This is a genomic window from Phyllobacterium sp. 22229, from assembly GCF_052056495.1.
GTDB classification, from domain to species: domain Bacteria; phylum Pseudomonadota; class Alphaproteobacteria; order Rhizobiales; family Rhizobiaceae; genus Phyllobacterium; species Phyllobacterium myrsinacearum.
Genome location: NZ_JBQEPA010000003.1, coordinates 13061 through 34924 on the forward strand (window position 1 = coordinate 13061; position 21864 = coordinate 34924).

General features: G+C 60.6%; 23 protein-coding genes. 9 read left to right on the plus strand and 14 right to left on the minus strand.

All coding sequences use genetic code 11. From position 1 onward, the window contains the following. Positions 1-16: 16 nt before the first annotated feature. The 5 genes from ACTJJ7_RS04030 to ampC all read right to left on the minus strand — a co-directional run bounded on the left by ACTJJ7_RS04030 (position 17) and on the right by ampC (position 4474). Positions 17-985 carry an aliphatic sulfonate ABC transporter substrate-binding protein gene (locus tag ACTJJ7_RS04030; RefSeq protein ID WP_440965523.1) on the minus strand — a complete coding sequence of 323 codons (969 nt, stop codon included), beginning with the start codon at positions 983-985 and terminating at the stop codon, positions 17-19. Between the two features lie 182 nt (positions 986-1167). Continuing rightward, positions 1168-2091 (minus strand): c-type cytochrome, encoded by a 924-nt coding sequence (locus ACTJJ7_RS04035; RefSeq protein ID WP_440965525.1) that lies wholly within the window; start codon positions 2089-2091, stop codon positions 1168-1170. Between the two features lie 21 nt (positions 2092-2112). Continuing rightward, a complete protein-coding gene (locus ACTJJ7_RS04040) occupies positions 2113-2565 on the minus strand; it encodes a c-type cytochrome (protein WP_105737274.1) in 453 nt (150 codons plus the stop codon). A gap of 171 nt (positions 2566-2736) precedes the next feature. Next, the gene (locus ACTJJ7_RS04045; RefSeq protein ID WP_130502127.1) at positions 2737-3078 is read right to left on the minus strand and encodes a hypothetical protein; all 342 of its coding nucleotides are present in this window, start codon (positions 3076-3078) and stop codon (positions 2737-2739) included. Positions 3079-3295: 217 nt separating this feature from the next. Beyond that, positions 3296-4474: a class C beta-lactamase gene (ampC, locus tag ACTJJ7_RS04050; RefSeq protein ID WP_440965527.1), complete on the minus strand. Its 1179-nt coding sequence runs from the start codon at positions 4472-4474 to the stop codon at positions 3296-3298. 224 nt (positions 4475-4698) lie between these two features. Here ampC and ACTJJ7_RS04055 point away from each other — a divergent pair, with 224 nt between their 5' ends. After that, positions 4699-5568, plus strand: a complete 870-nt coding sequence (locus tag ACTJJ7_RS04055; RefSeq protein WP_440965529.1) for a LysR family transcriptional regulator — start codon at positions 4699-4701, stop codon at positions 5566-5568. Here the strand turns inward: ACTJJ7_RS04055 and ACTJJ7_RS04060 are convergent, their stop codons facing one another. Next, the gene (locus tag ACTJJ7_RS04060) at positions 5569-6042 is read right to left on the minus strand and encodes an SRPBCC family protein (RefSeq protein ID WP_440965531.1); all 474 of its coding nucleotides are present in this window, start codon (positions 6040-6042) and stop codon (positions 5569-5571) included. A gap of 193 nt (positions 6043-6235) precedes the next feature. Between ACTJJ7_RS04060 and ACTJJ7_RS04065 the strand changes: the two genes are divergently transcribed. The 5 genes from ACTJJ7_RS04065 to ACTJJ7_RS04085 all read left to right on the plus strand — a co-directional run bounded on the left by ACTJJ7_RS04065 (position 6236) and on the right by ACTJJ7_RS04085 (position 9607). After that, positions 6236-7120 carry a carbon-nitrogen hydrolase family protein gene (locus ACTJJ7_RS04065; RefSeq protein WP_158531292.1) on the plus strand — a complete coding sequence of 295 codons (885 nt, stop codon included), beginning with the start codon at positions 6236-6238 and terminating at the stop codon, positions 7118-7120. Positions 7121-7298: 178 nt separating this feature from the next. Next, positions 7299-7967 carry a hypothetical protein gene (locus tag ACTJJ7_RS04070; protein ID WP_440965533.1) on the plus strand — a complete coding sequence of 223 codons (669 nt, stop codon included), beginning with the start codon at positions 7299-7301 and terminating at the stop codon, positions 7965-7967. 61 nt (positions 7968-8028) lie between these two features. Continuing rightward, a complete protein-coding gene (locus tag ACTJJ7_RS04075) occupies positions 8029-8721 on the plus strand; it encodes a helix-turn-helix transcriptional regulator (RefSeq protein WP_440965534.1) in 693 nt (230 codons plus the stop codon). Between the two features lie 68 nt (positions 8722-8789). After that, positions 8790-9176, plus strand: coding sequence for a VOC family protein (locus ACTJJ7_RS04080; protein WP_440965536.1), 387 nt, complete (start codon positions 8790-8792; stop codon positions 9174-9176). Next, complete coding sequence (locus ACTJJ7_RS04085) at positions 9173-9607, plus strand: EVE domain-containing protein (protein ID WP_440965538.1); 435 nt, start codon at positions 9173-9175, stop codon at positions 9605-9607. Before ACTJJ7_RS04080 ends, ACTJJ7_RS04085 begins: the two co-directional genes overlap by 4 nt. A gap of 3 nt (positions 9608-9610) precedes the next feature. On the opposite strand, the gene ACTJJ7_RS04090 is transcribed toward ACTJJ7_RS04085, so the two are convergent. Beyond that, complete coding sequence (locus tag ACTJJ7_RS04090; RefSeq protein WP_440965540.1) at positions 9611-10894, minus strand: MFS transporter; 1284 nt, start codon at positions 10892-10894, stop codon at positions 9611-9613. A gap of 135 nt (positions 10895-11029) precedes the next feature. On the opposite strand from ACTJJ7_RS04090, the gene ACTJJ7_RS04095 reads away from it, so the two are divergent. Then, entirely contained in the window at positions 11030-11473 is a 444-nt protein-coding gene (locus tag ACTJJ7_RS04095; RefSeq protein WP_105737250.1) for a winged helix-turn-helix transcriptional regulator, read from the plus strand. Between the two features lie 223 nt (positions 11474-11696). On the opposite strand, the gene ACTJJ7_RS04100 is transcribed toward ACTJJ7_RS04095, so the two are convergent. The 5 genes from ACTJJ7_RS04100 to ACTJJ7_RS04120 all read right to left on the minus strand — a co-directional run bounded on the left by ACTJJ7_RS04100 (position 11697) and on the right by ACTJJ7_RS04120 (position 17480). Beyond that, on the minus strand, positions 11697-12296 hold the full coding sequence (locus tag ACTJJ7_RS04100) for a superoxide dismutase (RefSeq protein WP_105737248.1): 600 nt from the start codon (positions 12294-12296) through the stop codon (positions 11697-11699). Between the two features lie 521 nt (positions 12297-12817). Beyond that, positions 12818-13696, minus strand: coding sequence for a branched-chain amino acid aminotransferase (locus ACTJJ7_RS04105; protein WP_440965542.1), 879 nt, complete (start codon positions 13694-13696; stop codon positions 12818-12820). Positions 13697-14078: 382 nt separating this feature from the next. Continuing rightward, on the minus strand, positions 14079-14786 hold the full coding sequence (locus tag ACTJJ7_RS04110) for a L,D-transpeptidase (protein WP_105737374.1): 708 nt from the start codon (positions 14784-14786) through the stop codon (positions 14079-14081). A gap of 231 nt (positions 14787-15017) precedes the next feature. Further along, positions 15018-15914: an alpha/beta hydrolase family protein gene (locus tag ACTJJ7_RS04115; RefSeq protein ID WP_440965544.1), complete on the minus strand. Its 897-nt coding sequence runs from the start codon at positions 15912-15914 to the stop codon at positions 15018-15020. Between the two features lie 30 nt (positions 15915-15944). Next, positions 15945-17480: a helicase HerA-like C-terminal domain-containing protein gene (locus ACTJJ7_RS04120; RefSeq protein ID WP_440965546.1), complete on the minus strand. Its 1536-nt coding sequence runs from the start codon at positions 17478-17480 to the stop codon at positions 15945-15947. A 272-nt stretch (positions 17481-17752) separates the two neighbouring features. On the opposite strand from ACTJJ7_RS04120, the gene ACTJJ7_RS04125 reads away from it, so the two are divergent. Beyond that, positions 17753-18115 carry a hypothetical protein gene (locus tag ACTJJ7_RS04125; protein ID WP_105737238.1) on the plus strand — a complete coding sequence of 121 codons (363 nt, stop codon included), beginning with the start codon at positions 17753-17755 and terminating at the stop codon, positions 18113-18115. A gap of 86 nt (positions 18116-18201) precedes the next feature. Here the strand turns inward: ACTJJ7_RS04125 and mctP are convergent, their stop codons facing one another. Next, a complete protein-coding gene (gene mctP / locus ACTJJ7_RS04130) occupies positions 18202-19674 on the minus strand; it encodes a monocarboxylate uptake permease MctP (protein WP_130268934.1) in 1473 nt (490 codons plus the stop codon). Further along, positions 19664-19861: a DUF3311 domain-containing protein gene (locus ACTJJ7_RS04135; RefSeq protein ID WP_105737234.1), complete on the minus strand. Its 198-nt coding sequence runs from the start codon at positions 19859-19861 to the stop codon at positions 19664-19666. The genes mctP and ACTJJ7_RS04135 overlap by 11 nt, the downstream gene beginning before the upstream one ends. A 340-nt stretch (positions 19862-20201) precedes the next feature. Between ACTJJ7_RS04135 and ACTJJ7_RS04140 the strand changes: the two genes are divergently transcribed. Beyond that, positions 20202-21674, plus strand: coding sequence for a tlde1 domain-containing protein (locus ACTJJ7_RS04140; protein ID WP_245421219.1), 1473 nt, complete (start codon positions 20202-20204; stop codon positions 21672-21674). Positions 21675-21864: the final 190 nt, after the last annotated feature.

The following is a 21864-nucleotide window of genomic DNA, read 5'->3' on the forward strand; positions in this document are numbered from 1 at the left end:
TCCCCGTCTGGAAAGCTCAGGAGGGCCTGCCCTTCCAGACGATATCGCTGACATTGAGTTTTCTGGGAATGATCTTCAGCGCATAAAACTCATCCGCCAGCGCCTGCTGATAGGCAACGGCCTCGGGTGTGACTGTCGTCACATCGCCCAGACGGACACCCTCGCGTGTCAGCGTGATCCTCTGGATATCCTCGGGCACGCCGGTGATCTTCGACAGGGCAATGACCGTTTCATCGAGATTGTCCTGTGCCGCCCGGCCAACCCGCGCCAGTTCGTCCAGCACGTCGCTGAGGATATCGCCATGCGCGGCGGCAAAATCGCCATTGCTGAGAAAATAGGACCAGCTGTCGACGATTCCCCGGCCTGTCGCCAGAATCCGGGTTTCGGGGCGTTTTTCGGCCACCGCCAGATAGGGGTCCCAGATCGACCACGCATCGATCTGGCCGGAGGAAAAGGCCGCCGCCGCATCCGGCGGCGACAGGTCCGACGCCGTGATGTCGTTTACCGACAGGCCGACGCTGCGCAAGGCCTTGACCGTAAAATTGTGCGCGCTCGAGCCACGCTTGAAGGCAATGCGTTTGCCCTTGAGATCGGCAAGGCTATTGACCGGCGAATCCTTGCGCACGAGAATGGCCGATCCGTCCGGCGATCCCCTGTAGGTGCCGGCGTAGAGCAGATTGCCGCCGGCGGCTTGCGCAAAGAGCGGCGGCACATCGCCGGTCGGGCCGAAGTCAACCGCGCCGGCACCCAGCGCCTCAAGCAGCGGCGGCCCGGAGGAGAATTCGGCCCAGCTCACGGCAATGCCGCGCGCTTCAAAGCGTTTCTCCAGCGCGCCCGTCCCTTTGGCCAGGGCCAGGACACCGTTCTTCTGCCAGCCGATGCGCAGTGCTTTGAGCGGCGGCGTGGCCGCGCGGCCGGAGAGCGGCACGAGCGCGGTCATAGCTGCCGCCCCCATCAACGAAAGAGTCTGTCTGCGGGTAACCATCAATGCTGTCCTTTCCATCTCGTGGGGCTGCCGCTGGCAAGCACCTCACAGGCAAGGATGGGGTAAACGGGAAACCCGATCGACGTCATAAATATTGAACAATGGGCCGGATCGGGAAAATCGTGCTCCACCAAGCCGGATGAAACGGAATCGTTTGGCCGGAGATAGCGCAGGGCGCGGCTTCAGGGCGCGGCAAAACCCCTTGGATGGGCAGGAATGGCTTTCAGGTAAGCGGCGATCGCCGCCCGGTCGGCTGGCTCCAGATGCGCCATGTTCAGCACAACGTCGGTCATGGACCCGCCGAGCGAGTCGAAATCCGGTGTGAACCCGCTTTCCAGCGCGTAGGCGATATCTTTCTCAGACCAGCTACCGATACCGCCCTCGCCGCCGGTGATGTTGGGGACGACGCCCTTGCCTTCGGGCGCCTTTGCGCCCGCCAGCCAGCGGTTCTTGTCCACCCCGCCGATGGCGTTGCGCGGCGTATGGCATTCGCCGCAATGGCCGGGGCCTTCCACCAGATACTGGCCGCGTTTGATTGCGTCGCTCGCCCCGGCAACGGTCAGAACCGGATCCGATGACAGATAGAGCCGTTTCCACAACCCCAATCCCCGGCGCACGCTGTAGGGGAAACGCAGCCGGTGATCCGCCGCCACATTGTCCGATGGCGGCAGCGTTTTCAGATAGGCATAGAGATCGGCGATATCCTGCACCTGCATGCGCGCATAGGAGGTATAGGGAAAGGCGGGATAATAGTGCCTGCCATCCGGCGATACCCCGGCAAGCATGGCATTGGCCAGGTCCTCGAACGACCATGAGCCGATGCCCTTGGCGGAGGGGGAAATGTTGGGGGTCACGAAGGTGCCGAACGGCGTGACCAGCTCGTGGCCGCCTGCCAGCACCAGGCGTGCATCGCCGCTGGCACCCGGCGCGGCATGGCAGGAGGCGCAGCCCCCCGCCCAGAATACCCGTTCACCGCGCCCGGCATCGCCGGGAGCCGCCGCGGCAAGCCGTGCCGGATCAACCCGCGACGGCGCCGACAGGAACCAGAATCCGGCCGCCCCGGCCAGGGCAGCCACAATGACGAGCAGCAACAGCTTGCGGATCATTGGCTCCCCCGGCCTGTCCGGTCAGTTCTTCTTGATGCGGTAGGTCTGGTGGCAGGCGCCGCAATTCTGCGAGACCTGCGCAAAGGCGAGCTTGAAGCTGGCAAGATCCTGCGGCTTGGCGGCGGCCGCTGCTGCGGCATCGGCCTTGTACTTGTTGACAGCGGCGGTGAAGCCCGCATTGTCTTCCCAGATTTTCGGCGAAGCGGTGGTCTCGCCGCCGGTTTCAGTGCCGGCCGGGAACAGGGCTGCTGGATCGATCTTCTGCGCGTCCTCGTTCAGCTTGCTGAGCGCCGCCAGCACCGCAGCCGCATCAAACGGCTTTTCGCCCTTTGCAATGGGGGCGAGACTGCCGACGGCCTTGCCCTGATCCTTCATCAGCGCCTGCCGGTCCGCAATCGGATCGGCGCCTGCGGCAGCCGAGAACACTGCAATGGCGAGCACGGGCGCCGCAGCGAATGCAATCAGTCGTTTCATGGATGTCTCCAACTCTCGTGGCTTCAAGACTCTGTGGCTTCAAGGGTTTTCACGGGCACTCTAGAGTAAACCTTCCCGATTGCACCCGCGTCATACGATCACATTTTCGTATGACAGAGATTGGGTCGCATGCGAAAAACCCCGGCTTTCGGCCGGGGTTTTGTCTGTGCGTCAGATACGGCGCCATCTGCGATCATGGCGATGATGCCAGTACGGGCGATCCCAGCGGCGGTCATAGCGATGATAGTAGCGGCGATCCCAACGACGGTCCCAACGGCGATCATAGCGGTGACGCCAATGCGGGCGATCCCAGCGGCGATCGTACCGATGCCAGCGGCGGTCGTAGCGGCGATCATAATAGTCACGATAATACTGAACGCGCTGCACATTGCTGTTTGCAGCCGCTGGCCCTGTTGCGGTGATGGGCTTTTCGACAGTCAGCGGGGCGGCGGACACCGGTCCGGCTGCTCCGATGGCTCCGATCGACATCACGACGGCAAAAAGAGCTGACATCAACTTTTTCATAGTGCCTCCAGTGAAATGCGCCCTGAGTGAACGTGCATTTCGACATATTAAGTCCCTAGAGAATAGACTTAAGTCTAATCCCATGAACCAGAGATGAATAATCAATATGGCGCAGCAATGGCACGGGGGGCGCGGCCGATCACATATGGAAACCGGCCGTGCGAATATGTGAAAGCACGCTTCGCACGGCCTGACGCGGGGTCCTCTATTCGCTCGCGCCGTCGTTTGCGTCCAGCCGTGTCAGTATCTGATAGGCCATGCGGATGCGCTCGGCGTTGGGATAGTATTTGTTCGCCAGAATGACGATGCCGAACTGCTTCTCCGGCACAAAGGCGACATAGCCGCCGAACCCGTTGGTGGAACCCGTCTTGTTGATCAAAACATCGTCGCGGGCCGGTTGCGGCGGCGTCAGTGCGCTCACCGGCGTCGGCTTGAGCATGTCGGGAGAGTTGCCGCGCAGCAGCGTGTTCAGATCAACCGGATAGGCATATTGTTCCCAGATCAGGTCCTGCGTCATCGCGCCGGCCTTGAAGTAGCCCGTATGCGTATCGGCGATCGCCCGCTGCAGCTTGCCTTCCAGCTTGGCCAGTTTCATGTTCGCTTCGATGAAACGGATAAGGTCGGTGCTCGTGGTTTTCACGCCATAGGCTTCCGCGGAAAGAACCGCCTTGCTTACCCGGACCGGGGCATCCTTCGCCGTATAGCCCTGGGCGTAATCCGCCATTTTGGTGCCCGGTACGTCGATATACGTGCTCTTCAGGCCAAGGGCCGGAAACAGCTGGCCTTCCATCAATGCGGCGAAATCCCGGTTCATTGCCTTTGCCGTGATGTAACCCAGCATGCCAATGCTGGGATTGGCATAGGTCCGGTAGGTCCCGGCGGCATAGGCCGGCTTCCAGTTCTGCAGATAGGTCATCAGCTGGCCGTCATTCTTCACCTCCGCGGAAACCTGTATGGGAAAGCCGCCCGGCGTATGGGTGCCAAGGTGCATCAGGCTGACATTGCCGAACGCCGTATCCCGCATGGACGGCAGATATTTGCTGGTCTTGTCGGACAGGGAAAGCTGGCCGCCCGCCTGCGCATAGGCCGCCAGCGTGACCACGAATGTCTTGCTGATCGACCCGATCTCGAACAGCGTCTGCGGATTAACCGGCTTGCCGGTCTCCCGGGAAGAAACGCCGTAGTCAAACAGATAGGGCTTTCCCTTGATCGTGACGGCGACGGCCATTCCGGGAATACTGTATTTTTCCATGACCGGCCGGATTGCCGCATCCACGACGGCCCTGACTGTCGCCGCCGGTTTGCCGGCCGCGTGACCGATGGCGGCTGGTGCACAGGCGGCAAGCAGAATGGAGACCAGAACTCTGGTGGCTTTCGGTAGCATTTCTTTGACTTCCTTTGCTGGTTCGGCATTGCGGACGGGTTTGCGACCGGCGGGAATTGCGTGCCGGTTCGAAACCCCGCAGGTGCTGGTCAGGAAGATTGCCAGCCATAAGACCGGCTTCCGCTCCGCGCCGCAGACCTGCTGAGCCGCATCTATCTAACCGGCTGGGAAGCCCTGTCAAAACATGATATCTCGGGGCAGACATAAGAAAAATTAGGGTGTCCATGGTTCGGCCATTTCTCCCCCTCAACGGCCTCAGAGCCTTTGAAGCTTCCGCGCGGCATTTGAGTTTCACTCGCGCGGCCATCGAATTGTGCGTGACGCAGGCTGCGGTCAGCCAACAGGTGAAAAGCCTGGAAATGCGCCTCGGCGTGCCGCTTTTCCTGCGCCTTCCGCGCGGCCTGAAGATAACGGCGGAAGGCGAAGCGCTGTTGCCCGTGGTGACAGGCTCCTTCGACCGGATGGCCGATACGCTCGACCGGATCGAAGGCGGGCAGGTCCGCGAGCTGCTGCTTCTGGGGGCGGTCGGCACATTCGCCGTCGGCTGGCTCCTGCCAAGACTGCCGGACTTCCAGCGGCAATTTCCCTTTATCGAGGTCCGGCTGTCGACCAACAACAATCGCGTCGACATGGCGGCGGAAGGGCTGGATTTTGCCATCCGGTTTGGCAACGGCGCCTGGCACGGCACGGATGCGAACCGCCTGTTCGAAGCGCCGCTTTCGCCGCTGTGCGTGCCGCAGCTGGCCGAGACGCTGCTGGAGCCCGCCGATCTCGCCAGTCACACTCTGCTCAGAAGCTACCGCATGGATGAGTGGAACAACTGGTTCGCCGCGGCCAACGTTCCCGCCTCGCCGCAATTGAACAAAGCGATCGTGTTTGACTCGTCCCTGGCCATGATGGAAGCCGCCCTGCAGGGGATCGGCGTTGCACTCGCACCGCCGATGATGTTTTCACGCCACCTGGCCGCAGGCGCCATTGAACAGCCGTTCCAGACCTCGATCTCGCTGGGAAGCTACTGGCTGACGCGGCTGCAATCGCGCACGCCGACGCCAGCCATGACCGCCTTTGCCGAATGGATCGTTTCAGCGCCCTGATCAGACCGGTGCGCCCTGGTTTTTCAATGCCTCGCCAAGATTGTCGAGCATGGCGCTCCAGCCGGCCTGGCGGTATTCCGGCTTGTCTTCATCATCAAGAAAGGCCGCCTGTTCGGTGAGGACAAGGCGGCAGCCTTTGCCCGCTGGCGTAAGGTCGACGGTCACGATGCTGCTGGAAATGGGTGTCGTTTCGCGTCTCATCGTGCCTGACGAAATGATCCGTTCGTTCGGCACGATATCCTGATAGGAACCGGTGCTGATATAGGTTTCACCACCGGTCTTGCCGAAACGGAAGACTTCACCGCCGCCGACACGAAAATCGAAGTGATCATAGGCCATGTGCCAGTCATCACCCATGGCGTTCCAGCGCAAAAGCGCCTCGACGCTGGACCAGGCGGCAAAGACGCGCTCCGGCGAGGCATCATAGGTGCGCTCGACCCTGATGGTCGCATGGTTGACGGAACGTACAGTCATGGCTTCCTCCGTTGTATCGTTTCATTAAGTGAATACTTAAGTATCATGCGATTGCCGGCGATGCAACCAATACTTAATTGATGACTTAACCATTTTGCCACCCGAAATGTCCGCTCCGCGCCCATTGCGCCGGTTCTTGCATTGGCGGCAATCGGGTAAACTCCATGGTGCTGGTGAGTCGAAGGAAGAGCCCGTGAAGAAAAAACGCGCCGACCACGTCTGGGATGTCCCGCCTTCCGCGCGCGGCAGGCCTGCCCGGCTGACTGTTGCCACCTGCCAGTTCCCCGTTTCGCATGACATCAACGCCAATCTGACCCACATGCTCGATCTCATCGCCCGCACCGCCTCTGCCGGTGCTGACGTCGTGCATTTTCCCGAATGCGCCCTCTCCGGCTATGGCGCGGCGACATGGCCATCCTGGGATGAGTTCGAATGGGCAACGCTCAACGCCGCCATGGACAGGATTGCCGGGGCGGCCCGCGCCCACGCGATCTGGATCGTTACGGGTTCGGTGCATTGGGATCATGCGCACACCCGGCCCACCAATGCGCTGTTCGTGTTTGACGATACGGGCGCGATTGCCGGGCGCTATGACAAGCGGCGCTGCTCGATCAACGATCTGCGCGCCTTTGCCCCGGGCGACACACCGCTCAGCCTTGATATCAAGGGCGTGCGCTGCGGCTTTCTCATTTGCCTTGACTGGGCCTTTCCCGAACTCTGGCAGGAACATGCCGGCAAGGTCGAACTGGTTTTCCATTCCTGCTACACGGACAATGTATCGCGCGACCGGATCGAGGCTCACACGATCCAGCCGCTGATCCAGGGCTATGCCTGGCTTTACCAATATGCCGTCAGTTCATCCAATTCATGCCGCCCGCAGCAGAATTTCCCCAGCTTCTGGATCGAGCGCACCGGTCACCACGGCGGCAGCGCGGCGCGGGACGAAACCGGTTTCATCCTGAATATGCTGACCGACGATCCGGAACTCGACGCCTTTTGCCAGCGGGTGCTGGAATTCCGGCGTTCGGCCAGCGACGGCAGCCTCTATGCGCCCTATCTGGAAGCCAACAAGGCCTAACGTGGCTACGACCAAAATCCTATAGCTTCCCGGCGTTCAATATGCAGATTTGAAAGGCCTGAAAAGATGAAGGCGGCGCCTTCCGGCCCGCCCTCCTTTTTGTCTGCAGCAGATTTACGCTCGGCGCAGTGATCACATCCGCAGCCCACACTCGAAATTTAAGATAGGGTGGAAAGGAATGCAATATCCGTTTTCGTGCCTGCCAGCCGTCCATTCCGATATCGAAAGCACCCTGTCTCCGGCCCGTCTTACTCGTTATATACCAGCCGCCGGCGGTGACCGGCATCTGGCACTCAGACTCTATATCTGGAACGCACGTCTTTGCGAATCCTTGTACCTACCGATGCAATTCGCGGAAGTTGCTGCGCGTAACGCCATTCAAAAGCCGGTCGTCGGACGATTTCATAGCCGCTGGTACGAGAATCCCCGGTTCATCCATCTTCTTCCGGCGCGAATGAAGAATGAGTTGATCGATACCGTGCGAAGGGAGAGAAAGAAGCATGCCGCAATACTCAGCCAGGACCACATTGTCGCCGGTTTGTCACTCGGCTTTTGGGTCTCTCTCATGACCGCCGCCTACGACAAGCAGTTGTGGGCACATGGGGTCAAGGCTGCATTTCCGCATGCGGGTCCACGAGAAAACCGTGAATATATCCGTGCCCGTCTGGATAGCATGCGGCGCTTCCGCAATGACATTGCCCATCACGCGGCAATTTTCGACCGTTCTCCGCAAAAAGAATTTCAGAACATGATCCACATCACCGGCCTTGTATGCGCCAACACCTTCTGGCTTTCAAAACAACTGTCCAGATTGCAGAACGTCATCAACGAACGGCCGAGACTCTGAATTCGCAACCACTGCCAAAATATGGCATGATGTGACAATGCAACCCCGCAGGTGAGCAACCGTGTCCCGATCCCAGCGCCTTCTCGACCTGATCCAGACCATGCGCCGCTATCGCCGTCCGGTCAGCGGCAAGGTGCTGGCGGAGGAGACCGGCATCAGCATCCGCACGCTCTATCGTGACATCGCCACCCTGCAGGCGCAGGGCGCCCATATCGAGGGTGAGCCCGGCATCGGCTATGTGCTGCGCCCCGGTTTCATGCTGCCGCCCCTGATGTTCACCGAGGAGGAGATCGAAGCGCTGGTGCTCGGCTCGCGCTGGGTGGCCAAACAGCCGGACAACCGGCTTTCCACGGCGGCGCGCGATGCCCTCAACAAGATCGCAGCGGTGCTGCCGGATGATCTGCGCGACAGCGTCGATACCTCTGCCCTGCTCGTGGGTCCCGCCGAGGGACCGGCAAGCGATGGCATCGACCTTGCCAGCGTGCGCAAGGCGATCCGCAGCGAGCGCAAGCTCGATATCACGTACCGTGACGGCAATGGCAGCCCATCCAGCCGTCTGATCTGGCCCTTTGCGCTGGGCTTTTTCGACAAGGTACGCGTCATCGTCGCCTGGTGCGAATTGCGCCAGGATTTCCGGCATTTCCGCACCGACAGGCTGTCGCGGCTCGACGCAACGGACATTCGTTATCCCAGGCGGCGGCAGGTCCTTTTGAAGGAATGGCGCGAGACGCAAGGCATAGCCCAGCCAAGCTGACCGCTACTGCCAGAAACTGGCAGTATGCCGTTCTATGCTGCTCCCGTCACAACCAGAGGAGACACATTATGGCCAACCCTAATCTCATGATTCTTTATGTTGCCAATGCCCCCGCCAGCCGTGCTTTCTATGCGGGCCTGCTCAAGCGCGAACCGCTTGAAGAAACAGTCAATTTCGCCATGTTTGCGCTCGATTCCGGCCTGCTGCTCGGCATCTGGGCGCACGATAAGGTTCAACCGGCTGTGACCAGCATTGGTTCGGGCAGTGAACTCGTATTCAGCGTGGATACGGACAGCGAGGTCGAAGCAACCCATAAGGACTGGGCGGCACGCGGCCTGCCGATTGTTCAGGCGCCGGTGCACATGGATTTCGGCTACACCTTTGTCGCCCTCGATCCGGACGGCCACCGGTTGCGGATGTTTGCCGCTACCCCGGAGCAGGGAACAGCGCAATGAGCGGCCACTGGATCGCGGTTGCATCGGCGGAACATGTCCGCCGCGGCCTGCAGGACGGCTTCATGCAGGTGTGCCATGGCAAGGAAGGCCCGCTGAAGCGCATCAAGCCCGGCGACGGTGTGATCTATTATTCACCGACCGAGATTTTTGGCGGCAAGGACCGGTTGCAGGCCTTCACCGCCATCGGCATGGTGCAGGCGGAAGATGCTTACCGCTTCGACATGGGGGAAGGATTCGTGCCATGGCGCCGCAACATCGGCTGGTTCGATGCGACGGAAGCGGAGATCCGTCCATTGCTCGACAGGCTCAGCTTCACCAGCGGCAGGCAGAACTGGGGCTACCAGTTCCGCTTCGGCGTGCTTGCCATCAGTCCGGAGGATTTTGATGTCATCGCCGGGGCCATGCATGCCCGCGTGCCGCATATGGCCTGATCGTCAATGCTGATCCATCGCACCGGCCGGCGTCAGGCGGCGGGTCAGCGCCCAGAATATCAGGGCCATGGCGCTGATGCCGGCACCGGCCAGAGTGACGCCCACCCATCCCGCATAGGCATAAATCAGCGTGGAACCGAGCGACCCCACCGCACTGCCGATCGAATAGAAGATCATATAGCCCGCCGTCAGGCGGCTCTGTGCTTCCGGGCGCACGCGGTAGATCAGGCTCTGGTTGGAGACATGCACGGCCTGCAGGGCGAAATCGATGGTGACAACGCCGATGATCAGAAACCACAGCGACACATGCATGAAGGCGACCGGTATCCACGACAAGAGCATGATGGCCAGGGCAATGCCCGTGGTACGCTGCGCATGACCCCGGTCGGCCCAGTGCCCTGCCCGCGAGGCCGCCAGGGCTCCGGCAGCACCGGCAAGACCGAACAGCCCGATTTCGGTATGCGACAGCGAAAAGGGCGGCGCGCTCAGCGGCAGCACCAGCGGCGTCAGCAGCATGGTGATGTCGGCGAAGATGAACATGGCAATGATGGCGCGGATGCGCAGCACCGGCTCTTCGACGAACAGGCGGAAAACCGATCCGATCAGCTTCGGATAGGCGATTTTCGTCCGCCGCACTTCGTTGCGCGGCAGGAAGTGGAACAGCAGCGCCGCAATGATCAGCGTCAGCACGGCGGAGACGGCATAGACCGAGCGCCAGCCCGCCAGATCGGCCATGCCGCCGGCAATGGTGCGGGCAAGCAGAATACCGATGACGATGCCGCTGGTGACGATCCCAACCACCTGCCCGCGCTCATGCGGCTTCGCCAGGCTGGCGGCATAGGCAACGAGCGCCTGCGTGACAACGGCAAACAGGCCGATGGCGGCCATCGCCACCAGCAAGGCCAGGGATGTCGGGGCGAAGCAAACCGCCAACAGCGCCAGTGCGGAGAGGATTGACTGGCCGGCAATCAGCCGGCGGCGGTCGATCAGATCGCCCAGCGGCACGATCAGCAGCAGGCCAAGCCCGTAACCGACCTGTGAAATCGAGACGATCATGCCGATGGTGGCATGGCTCATGCCAAAACTATCGGCCATGGCATCGAGCAGCGGCGGGGCAAAATAGACGTTCGCCACGGCCAGTCCGCAGGCAACGGCAAACAAAAGTGCCAGCGATCGGGAGAATTCTATGGCCTGCAACCCGCTGAAAGGCGTTTTTTCAGCAATTTCATCTGCATAGACCGCTTGTCCACCGCCAATGACCAGATTATCGTCCTGTTCAAGCTTCATCGCGTCCCTCTGCGAATGTGGTTGCAAATTAAAACCTGTTGCGTCATAGCTCCATTGGTTTTACATTGCAACCACCCTTCGCAGAGGGAACGATAAGATGAGCACTGCTCTGCGACCAAAAAAAGGGGGACTACAATGGTCAAGCGAACGAGCCACAAGGATGATCCATGCCCGGTGGCAAGGCCACTGGATGCGATCGGGGACTGGTGGTCACTGCTGATAATACGCGACGCGTTTGAGGGATCGCGGCGTTTCGGGGAATTCCAGAGAAGTCTTGGCCTGGCCAAGAATATTTTGTCGACGCGGCTGCGCAATCTCGTTGCCCACGACATTTTCACAATCGCACCCTGCGCCGACGGCAGCGCCTACAATGAATATGTGCTGACCGAGAAAGGCCGCGATCTCTTCCCGCTGCTTGTCGCCCTGCGGCAATGGGGTGAAGAATACTACTCCGACAGCTATCAGGCGAAGGTTCAACTGGTCGACCGCGAAACGGGTAAACCGGTGCGGCGGCTGGAGCTGCGCTCCGATGACGGGCGCCTGCTCGGGCCAGACGATACGGTGGTTGTCGGACACTAGATTTTCCTGCCCTCGCCTTGGCGGACACCTCCTTGCGGTGTCCGCCCGGGCTATATCTGCAATATGCAAATGAAAATCATTTGCAATAAGACTTGACGGCAGCCGGATTATTCGTATTCTGTGATGGTGCTTGTGGGGACACTGGCTCCGGTTGGCCGGCGGACAATATAAAAAGGCCCCATCCATGACGGGGCCTTTCCATCGATATCACGCGGGAAAAAGCTTATTTGGCTTTTTCGTAGAGCTCGAGGACATAATCCCAGTTGATGAGACTGTCGACGAAAGCTTCGAGGTATTTTGGGCGGGCATTGCGGTAGTCAATGTAATAGGAGTGTTCCCATACGTCGACGCCGAGGATCGGCGTTGCGCCATGAACCAGCGGGTTTTCGCCGTTTGGTGTCTTGGAAATTTCAAGCTTGCCGTTCTTGACGGAGAGCCATGCCCAGCCGGAGCCGAACTGCGTGGTACCGGCAGCGATGAAATCCGTGCGGAACTTGTCGTAGCCGCCGAGATCCGAGTCAATAGCCTTTTCCAGAGCGCCCGGAAGCTTCTTGCCGCCGCCGTTCTTTTTCAGCCAATGCCAGAAATGCAGGTGGTTGTAATGCTGGCCGGCATTGTTGAAAAGGCCGGCATTCTTGCCATAGGACTGCTTGACGATCTCTTCAAGCGAGAGATTTTCAAGACCGGCTTCGGCAGCCAGTTTGTTGCCGTTGTCAACATAAGCCTTGTGGTGCTTGTCATGATGATATTCCAACGTCTCGCGCGACATGAAGGGGGCGAGCGCGTCGTAATCATACGGCAGTGCGGGCAGTTCGAAAGCCATGGAAGTCTCCTCTTCGATTCAATCTGTGATCGGGATTGGCACCGGGTGTTCCCCGTTGCGGGGTGATGGCCAATCCTGACAAAACCTGCGCTGTTTACATAGAGCCTTTCTCACCTAAATAGAATAGTTCTGCCGGAAAGAATTTGGTTCAAGGTCGAGGGGGTTGACGAGACCGATGTTTACCCATCGGGCGAAGTCAAACCCCGATGGATTTGAACCAAATTCATCCGGCCCTCCGGTCGAACCGCATTTCTGCCGAAATGCGGATAATTCGACCGGCAAGTATGAAAGCTTGTTGGTTTGCGCAGCAAACCAACGGCTGGGTTTCCGGCTGGCGGACACCCACTTTGTCAGGCAGCGTCGTCCGATGGGTAAACATCGGCCTCGCTACCTTCCGCGTGGATTGTCTCGCCATCCGAGAAACAGAACTGTTTCTATTTAGGCGAGAAAGGCTCTCGGTCCGTATTTCCCCGGGGGCAATGCGGAACGGATCAATATTTCGGTTTGATCCGGTTTCAGCGTTAAATTTTCGGCGTGGAGTGGGCGAATTCCCAGTAGAGCTCCCTCGCCTTCTTGGTGATCGGACCCGGCTGAAGGTCGCGGCCTTCAATACGGGTAACGGGCACGACCTTCGAATGGTTCCCCGTGGAGAAAATCTCGTCGGCGTTGAGGAAATCCTGCACCGTCAGCGTCGCCTGCGTCGTGCGGAAACCGTAGTCGGCCAGCACGTCGATCGTGCGGGCGCGGGTGATGCCGGACAGGAACGTGCCATTGGGCGCGGGCGTGAAAATGTGCCCGTCCTTGACCATGAAAATGTTCGAGCTGCCGGTTTCGGCGACATTGCCCAGCATATCAAGCACCAGCGCATTGTCGAAACCGCGGGATTTGGCCTCGAGAATGGCGCGGCCATTATTGGGGTAGAGGCAACCGGCCTTGGCGTTGGTCGGCATGGTCTCGAAGCTCGGGCGGCGGAAGGGTGAAACGGTGACGGAGAAGCCCGTGGGCTCCTGCATCGGCGATTCGTACAGGCTGAGACAGAAGCGGGTTGAATCGGGATCGGCAGGCACACCCATATAGCCGCCGTGCTCGGCCCAGTACATCGGCCGGATATAGACGGCGATCCGGCCATCGAATTTTTTCAACCCGTCGCGGGCAAGCCCGGCGATGTTTTCCGCGCTCATGGTCGGCTGGAGACCAAGCGCGGCGGCGGAAGCATTCACCCGGGCGCAATGGCGGTCAAGATCGGGCGAGACCCCTTCGAACCAGCGGCCGCCGTCAAAAACCGTCGAGCCAAGCCACATGGCGTGGCTGCGCGGCCCGATCAGGGGCACGTTGCCCTCGTGCCAGTCACCGTCGACATAGGTCCAGGTGGTTGATTGCGCTGCTGTATTGACTGCCATGAGAGTGATTCCGTCGCTGAGAATAGGTCGCCTATCGAAGGATTATTCGACCGCAAGGTCAATGGTTCAGACGCTGCGGAAGGCAAATTGCGACAAAGGGACCGCGCAACCGGTCCTTTTCCGCATCAAACCAAGGCTTCTCATACTTTTGATGAATTGCACATCGGAATATCGCCGGTCCACTATGACACGGCAGCATTGGGCCGTTTGTCAGTTCCGGACTTCAAATGTTGTGAGAAAACGCACCGTATCATTTCCCCCCGCTCCCCTCAGGATACGGCTCCTTGGCGGACCCCTTGCCGGGTCTGCTTTTCTTTGGACGCATAGAAAAGGCCGGCAACCCCATGGTTGCCGGCCTTCCCATGCGGATAAAGGCGATGGATTACATCACCAGGATCGGCGTCTTGTTCGGCACGCGATCATAGAGATCGATAATGTCCTGGTTGATCAGGCGCACGCAGCCCGACGAAACCGCCTTGCCGATGGACCACCATTCCGGTGAGCCATGCAGACGGTAGAGCGTGTCCTGGCCGTTCTGGAAGATATAGAGGGCGCGGGCGCCGAGCGGATTGGTCAGGCCGGGCTGCATGCCGCCATTGCGGGCGCTGTACTGCACCAGCTCCGGCTGGCGGGCAACCATCTCATCCGGCGGAGTCCAGGTCGGCCAGTGGCGCTTCCACTGGATGACCGCGCGGCCGGACCAGGCAAAGCCTTCGCGGCCGATGCCGACACCGTAGCGGATCGCCTGACCGCCTTCGCGCACCAGATAGAGGAACTTGTTCTGGGTATCGACGACGATGGTGCCGGGCTGTTCGCCGGTCGGATCCTGCACGATCTGACGCAGATAGCGCTTGTTCATCCTCTTGATCGGAATCGCGGGCAGCTGATAGCCGTCATCCTCGCGCGCCGCATACATGGCTTCGTAGGAGCCGAAAGCCGAATCGACATCCGCCTGCGGTGCAAGCGGCTGGCCGTTATCGTCGACCTTGATAACCGGCATATCCGGGATTGCGGCGCAACCGGCGAGGCCGGCGGCCGCTGTTGCGGTCAATGCAGTCAGGAAACCGCGGCGGGAAATCGTGTTTTGCATCATTGAACCAATTTAGCGGTGGGAGATGGGTTGTGAGATAGCATGGATCGGGTTTACCAGCTCTAAACGCACATAAAATGTGGCAGCGGACCGTTGGCAATATGGCACAAACAAGGCGGGCAGCGAACTGTTGCCCTCCCGCAACAGAAACGCGGCCCGCGCCATGCCTTCACCGTTCACCGGGCGATAAACAATTCGTGAGACCGCAGAACCCGTCTTCCGATCGCCGAATCACCGGGGTTCATAGCGAAAATCCGACACGCCGAACCGCCCGGCAAGGCTGCTGAGCGGTGCATCGCCTGTCTTGCCCCTGACATAGCGGTCCATGAAGGCGACACTGGCTTCGCTGATGCGCGTGCGGGTGAACAGGCCGAGGTCGGTCCAGGTCAGATGACCCGCGCCCAGGAATTCCACGTAATATTTCGGGCCCCTCGACAGGTCGTAGCCACCGCCGGGCCGGCGCACCTTCGGGGTCACAAAAATATCACGCGTCCCGCCCTGGTACATGACCGGGGCTTCGAGATGCCGCAGCGAAACCCGGTGCAGATAGGGGCCGACATAGGGGGACAGGGCAAGCGTTGCCTTGACGCCATCGATACGCCAGCCGGGCCAGGCGCCGCTCATGCCCAGCACGGTATAGCCGCCGAGGGAATGGCCCGCGAGCCCCATTTCATTCCAGTTGATCCGGCTGTTCCATTGCCGGTCGCCCTTCAGGGCTGTCATCACCTTCCTGAAATCCTCGGCGCGGTTCCTGAACGTCGCCTCCGTCCAGCGCAGCGGTTTGCGCAAGGAGACCTGCGGCTTGTCGAGAATACTCTGGTCGCCATTGTTGCAGGTCGCGTCGTGATGATTGGGGGCAAAGACGATGTAGCCCGCCTTGGCGAAAGCACGCATCAGGAATTTGGATTGGGTCGAACAGCCGTGGAACCCGTGCGAGAAGAAAATGACCGGCTGGCGGGCAATTGTCCGCTGGTCCGGTTCCCAGACATGGACCGGCACGCCGCCGATCACCGCTTCGCTGTCCTTGGCAAAGGCGGTTCCGGCCATGGCCAGCACGGCAGCGAGAAAGGCGGCGATCAGTCGCCGCATGCGGCCCGGCGGCGTCAAAGGTTTGCCTGTGGTGTTCATCACACGCCGCCTTGTCTGCATGCTCCCGCTCTAGCGCTTGCTCAGGCTTCCCAGAATGCCGCGCACCAGCGCGCGGCCGAGCGAGCTGCCTACTGAACGGACCACCGATTTCATCGCCGCTTCCGCCACCGTCTGGCGGGCACGGGGCTGACCGCCGCGCGGGCCCGGCGTGCTGCTGCCGCCGCCCAGAATATCCGGCAGGCGCCAGCCGCTGGTGCTGTCGGCTTCCTCTTCCTTCGCGGCACCGGCCTCGGCCTGTCCCTGTGCGGCCTTTTTCTGCAGCACCTCATAGGCGGATTCGCGATCGATCATCTGGTCATACTGGCCGGCGACCGGGCTGGCGTTGATCAGCTTCTGCCGCTCGTCCACGGTCAACGGGCCGATGCGCCCCGCCGGCGGGCGGATCAGCGTGCGCTGCACGACGGACGGCACACCTTTTTCCGCCAGGGTCGACACCAGCGCTTCGCCGGTGGACAGGTTGGTGATCGCGGCGAAGGTGTTGAAATCCGGATTGGGGCGGAAGGTATCGGCCGCCGTCTTTACCGCATTCTGCTCGCGCGGCGTATAGGCGCGCAGCGCATGCTGGACGCGGTTGCCGAGCTGCGCCAGCACGGTTTCCGGCACATCAAGCGGATTCTGCGAGATGAAATAGACCCCGACACCTTTGGAACGGATGAGGCGCACCACCTGCTCCACCCGGTTGAGCAGGGCTTTCGGCGCCTCATTGAACAGAAGATGCGCTTCGTCGAAGAAGAAGACGAGGCGCGGCTTTTCCGGATCGCCGATTTCGGGCAGTTCCTCGAACAGCTCCGACAATAGCCAGAGCAGGAAGGTGGAATAAAGCCGCGGATTCATCATCAGCTTGTCGGCGGCCAGCACGCTGACCACGCCACGGCCATTGGTGCTCGTGCGCATGATATCGGCGATGCGCAGGGCCGGCTCGCCAAAGAATTTCGTGCCGCCCTGCTGCTCAAGCACCAGGAGGGAACGCTGGATGGCGCCAACGGACGGCTTGGTGACATTGCCGTAGCGCGCGGAAATTTCCTCGGCACGCTCGGCGATATTGACCAGCAGAGCCTGCAGGTCCTTCATGTCGAGCAGCAGCAGCCCCTCTTCGTCGGCAATCTTGAAGGCAATGTTCATCACGCCTTCCTGCGCCTCGGTGAGATTCATCAGGCGCGAGAGCAGCAGCGGCCCCATTTCGGAAATGGTGGCGCGGATCGGATGGCCCTGTTCGCCGAAAATATCCCAGAAAATGACCGGCGACGCCTCAAGCGCATAGGGGTCGAGCCTGACCTCCGCCGCCCGCTTGACGAGAAAATCCTTTTCCTCGCCCTTCGCGCCGATACCCGACAGATCGCCTTTGATGTCGGCACAGAAGACCGGAACGCCCGCGCGCGAAAAACCTTCCGCCAGGACCTGCAGCGAGACGGTCTTGCCCGTCCCTGTCGCGCCGGTGATGAGCCCGTGGCGGTTGCCATATTTCAGCAGCAGCGCTTCGGCCTGCTGATAGCTGTCATCCGGTTTGCGGCTCGCACCAAGGAAGATACTGTCGTCAGCGGCCATGGGGGGTGATCCTCTTCACTGTGGTGTTTCTGCCATCCGATATAAAGGCCGGATGCCCGGGGGACAATGCCTTGCAGCCGGGACTCATGCATAAGATTGCAGGGCGGCGCTGAAATTGCTGACGTTTTTGTGTCATCTTCGCGTGCCACAACTGCATTTCGCCGCGCAAGGAATGTCATGCCGGCTGATCCAGATTGACGCAGTGGCTTGCAAGGCCGATGATATCCGCATATTACGTAAACGTAATTCATGACAGACGGGAGATTAGGCTCATGGACGAACTTATCGCGCGCATTACCGCCAATGTCGGCACCGATCCGGAAACCGCAAAGAAGGCCGTCGGCCTCATCCTTGCTTTCCTGCAGAAGGAAGGTCCGGCCAAGGCAACCGACCTGATCAGCAGCATCCCCGGCGCGGATGCGGCCATTGCCGATGCCAATTCCGGCGGCGGCTTCCTGTCCGGTCTGATGCCCGGCGTCATGGGCCTCGGCTCCAAGCTGATGGGCGCTGGCCTCGGCATGAGCGAAATCTCCGGCATTTCCAAGGAAACCATTGCCTTTGCCCGTGAAAAGGCAGGCAGTGACGTGGTTGACGAGGTTGTCAACTCGATCCCGGGCCTCAGCCAGTTCGTCTGAAACGGGCGGCTCAGCCGATCACAACAGCATGTCAAACGCGCGCCTTTCGGCGCGCGTTTTATTTGGCAATTCCGTGAGCGCATGGCTCACGCCGGCTTTCTCGCCGGAACCGTGACGAGATTGACCAGCACCGCCACGGCAATATTGGCGGCCAGCGCCAGCAGCCCGATATAGACCGTGAATGGCGCGCCGCCGAGGCTGATGGCCTGCAGCGGTTTCAAGCCATTGATCCACACCAGATAGGTGCCGCCGCCAAAGCCGACGAGCCATCCGGCCAGCAGGCCCGGTGCGCGGAACCAGTTTGAATAGAGCCCGAACACCAGCGCCGGAAGGGTCTGCAGGATCCAGATGCCGCCGAGCAGCTGCAGGTCCAACGCAAACTGCGTCGGCAGGAAGGCAATGACCAGCAGCGCACCGATCTTGATGATCAGCGACGTCACCTTGGCGACCTTCGCCTCCCCCGCATCCGTCACCTGCGGATTGACATAGGCCTTCCAGAAATTGCGGGTGAAGAGGTTGGACGCGCCGATGCTCATGACCGCGGCGGGAACCAGCGCGCCGATGGCGATGGCGGCGAAGGCAAAGCCGGCAAACCAGCTGGGGAACAGGGTCTGGAACAGCGCCGGAACCACCTGGTTCGGGCTGGAGACATTGAGATGGGCGGCGTGGCCCATATAGCCCAGGAGAGCAAGCAGGCCGAGAAGCAGCGTATAGGCCGGCAGCATCACCGCGTTCTTGCGGATGGTGTTGCCGCTGTTGGAGGCAAAGATGCCGGTCAGCGTATGCGGATACATGAAGGCCGCCAGCGCCGAGCCGAGCGCGAGGGTTGCATAGGCCACATACTGATTGCCGCCGAGCAGCAGACTGCCCGAGCCCTTGGCTTTGAAGGCCGCATCCGCCGATGCGAATACGTTGGCATAACCGCCGAGTTTCGCCGGGATGAGCGCCACCGCGGCAATGACAGCGATGTAGATCATGATGTCCTTGACGAAAGCGATGAGCGCGGGCGCGCGCAGACCTGCCGAATAGGTGTAAAGCGCGAGGATGACGAAGGCGACCGCGAGCGGCAGCTCGCCGGTCAAGCCCAGAGCCTGCAGCACGGCGGCCATGCCGACCAGCTGCAGGGCGATATAGGGCATCGTCGCGATGACGCCGGTGAGTGCCACCGCAAGCTCCAGCCCGCGCGAGCCGTACTGCCCGAAAACCACGTCACCGGCAGTCACATAGCCATTGTCCTTGGCCCGTTTCCACAGGAGCGGCATGACCATGAAGACGAAGGGATAGACGATGATCGTGTAGGGCAGCGCGAAGAAACCGTAGGCGCCGACCGCATAGACCAGCGCCGGAACCGCGATCACCGTATAGGCGGTGTAGAAATCGCCGCCGACGAGAAACCAGGTGATCCATGTGCCGAAATTGCGCCCGCCCAGCCCCCACTCGTCGATGTGCGCCATGGTCTTGGGCGCGCGCCAGCGGGAAGCAACGAACCCGAGCACCGTGACAAGGGCGAAAAAGAAGACAAAAACCGAAACGGCAACCGGATCAAGATTAGTCGTCATAGCGTACACTCCGGTAGACAATCCAGGTGACAAGGGCGGTCAACGGCACGAAAGCCAGCTGATACCAGTAGAAAAAGGGGAAGCCGAGCAGTTCCGGTTCGCGGGAATTATAGAAGGGAACCCAGAGAAGTCCGATGTAGGGAATCGCAAGTAGCCACAATATGGCCCTTTTTGAACCTTTTTCCATGGATATGTCCTCTCGAAATTAACTTTTGAGGAAAGATGAAACCCGAGGGTTTCATTAATAGGCTCCGCCATCATTTGCGCAAGACGCGATCGATGCGGGCAGCGCGCGGATATGGTTCCGAACGCGCATTATCAACAATGTTCTTTTCGGCACTGTGGCAATTCGTGATCAACAAGACCCCGATACATAAAGAAATTAGTAACCAAGATTCTTCATGCTCCCAGGCAGTCGGCAATTGACGCCAGACACGCGTGTTCCGTGCCTGATGGTTGGTATTGGCCGTGGCGAACCCCTTCGGGGCAAGTCGCAGGTTTGAGTAAGCGTTTGGAAAAAGAGTACGATGGCGTTCGCGACCGATACATTCAGGCAGGCTGGTTCCTTTAACCCTTCAGCCTTTCGCGTGGGCAAACCGCGCGGCGGGCTTGTCAGCGCGCTGGCCATCGGCGTCGGCATAGCCGCCACTGTATGGGTTCTGGCGACCATCAGCACGACGCAAAAAATGGTGGCTTCCTTCGCCGCAAGCCCGGCGGTGCTGCACCACGGCTCCCACGCGCTCGACACGATTGCGCTTGTCGATCCCGGCACCCTGAAGGTCCGCAGGCCGAACAGCGCCGCACTGGCGGCGCTCAATCCCGAATTGCGGCACCGCATTCCCCACGGCGCACTGGCGGAGGCAAAAAATGCCGATACGGCGGACCGCGTCGTCGTCAGCCATGACGAAGCCTTCGCAGAACCCGCCTCCGCTCTCGTGATGCTCGACACGGCGCCATTGTCCGAATCCGACGTCACCGCGCTTCTCAATACGCCGTCCGGCCCGGTCGACGCCGAGGTGCAGAACGCAATCCGCGCCGCAATGGCCAACAGCGCCCTGGCGCTGGCGGCAAACGGCCGGTCCACGCTCGACAGCAAGCCGGTTGGTTCCATACCGCTGCCTGCCATTGCCCCCGACCGGGAAAAACTGGAGATCGCCGCTGCGGGCGCCGCCCTGGCCACGGCCTCGGACAATCCGTTCAACGCCCAGCCCGATCTCGTGGACAAGCGCCGCCACGAACCGGAAATACCGATCCTCGCCAGCTACGCGCCCTCGGCAACCGAAAGCAACCCGATGATGGGGCCGCTCGCGCCGGACCTGGAAGTCGCCGTACCCGTGCCGGAAGATGCACCGGACAGAAAGACCGCCAGCGTGGCACCGGACGACGCGGCTTCTTCCGATGATGCGCAGGACACAGTTGATGTTCCCCTGCCTTCGAAACGGCCGAAGGTGGCTGCCGGAACCTTTCCGCCAGCCCCTACCGCTCCGGCAAAACAGCGGCCTGACGTGAAGATGGCTTCCATCCGCCCGGATGATGCGGCCGTCGAAGCCATGCCCAAATCGAAAAGCCTGTTCGGATCGCTATTCGGCGGCTCGCGCAATGGCGTCGCTGTCTATGATATCTCGGCGCGCACGGTTTATCTGCCCAATGGCGAGCGGCTTGAAGCGCATTCGGGCATGGGCCACATGCTGGACAATCCCCGCTACACGCGCGAATCGAACCGCGGGCCGACACCGCCGCACACCTATAATCTGACCATGCGCGAACAGCTTTTCCACGGTGTCGCAGCCATCCGCCTGACACCGGTCGACGGCCGCAATGCCTTCGGCCGCAACGGCCTGCTCGCCCATACCTACATGTTGGGACCGCGCGGCGATTCGAACGGATGCGTGGTTTTCAAGGATTATCGCCGCTTCCTCAAGGCGTTCCAGCGCGGCGAAGTCTCACGTCTCGTCGTGGTGGAACACCTGCCATCATCATCGCGCATCGCCACGCGCTAATGTTTTATGCCAAGGCAATAGACATTTATTGCGGCTGGTGTTATTGAGCACGCAGCTCAATTCAGGAAAGGAGGGCTGCGCATGAATACGTTCTTCCGGCATCATCGCCAGCGTGGCCCCGTCAACGCCCTGCAGATACGTTTGCAGGGCTGACCGGAAACATCTTCCATACCCATTCCAGGTCTGCCCT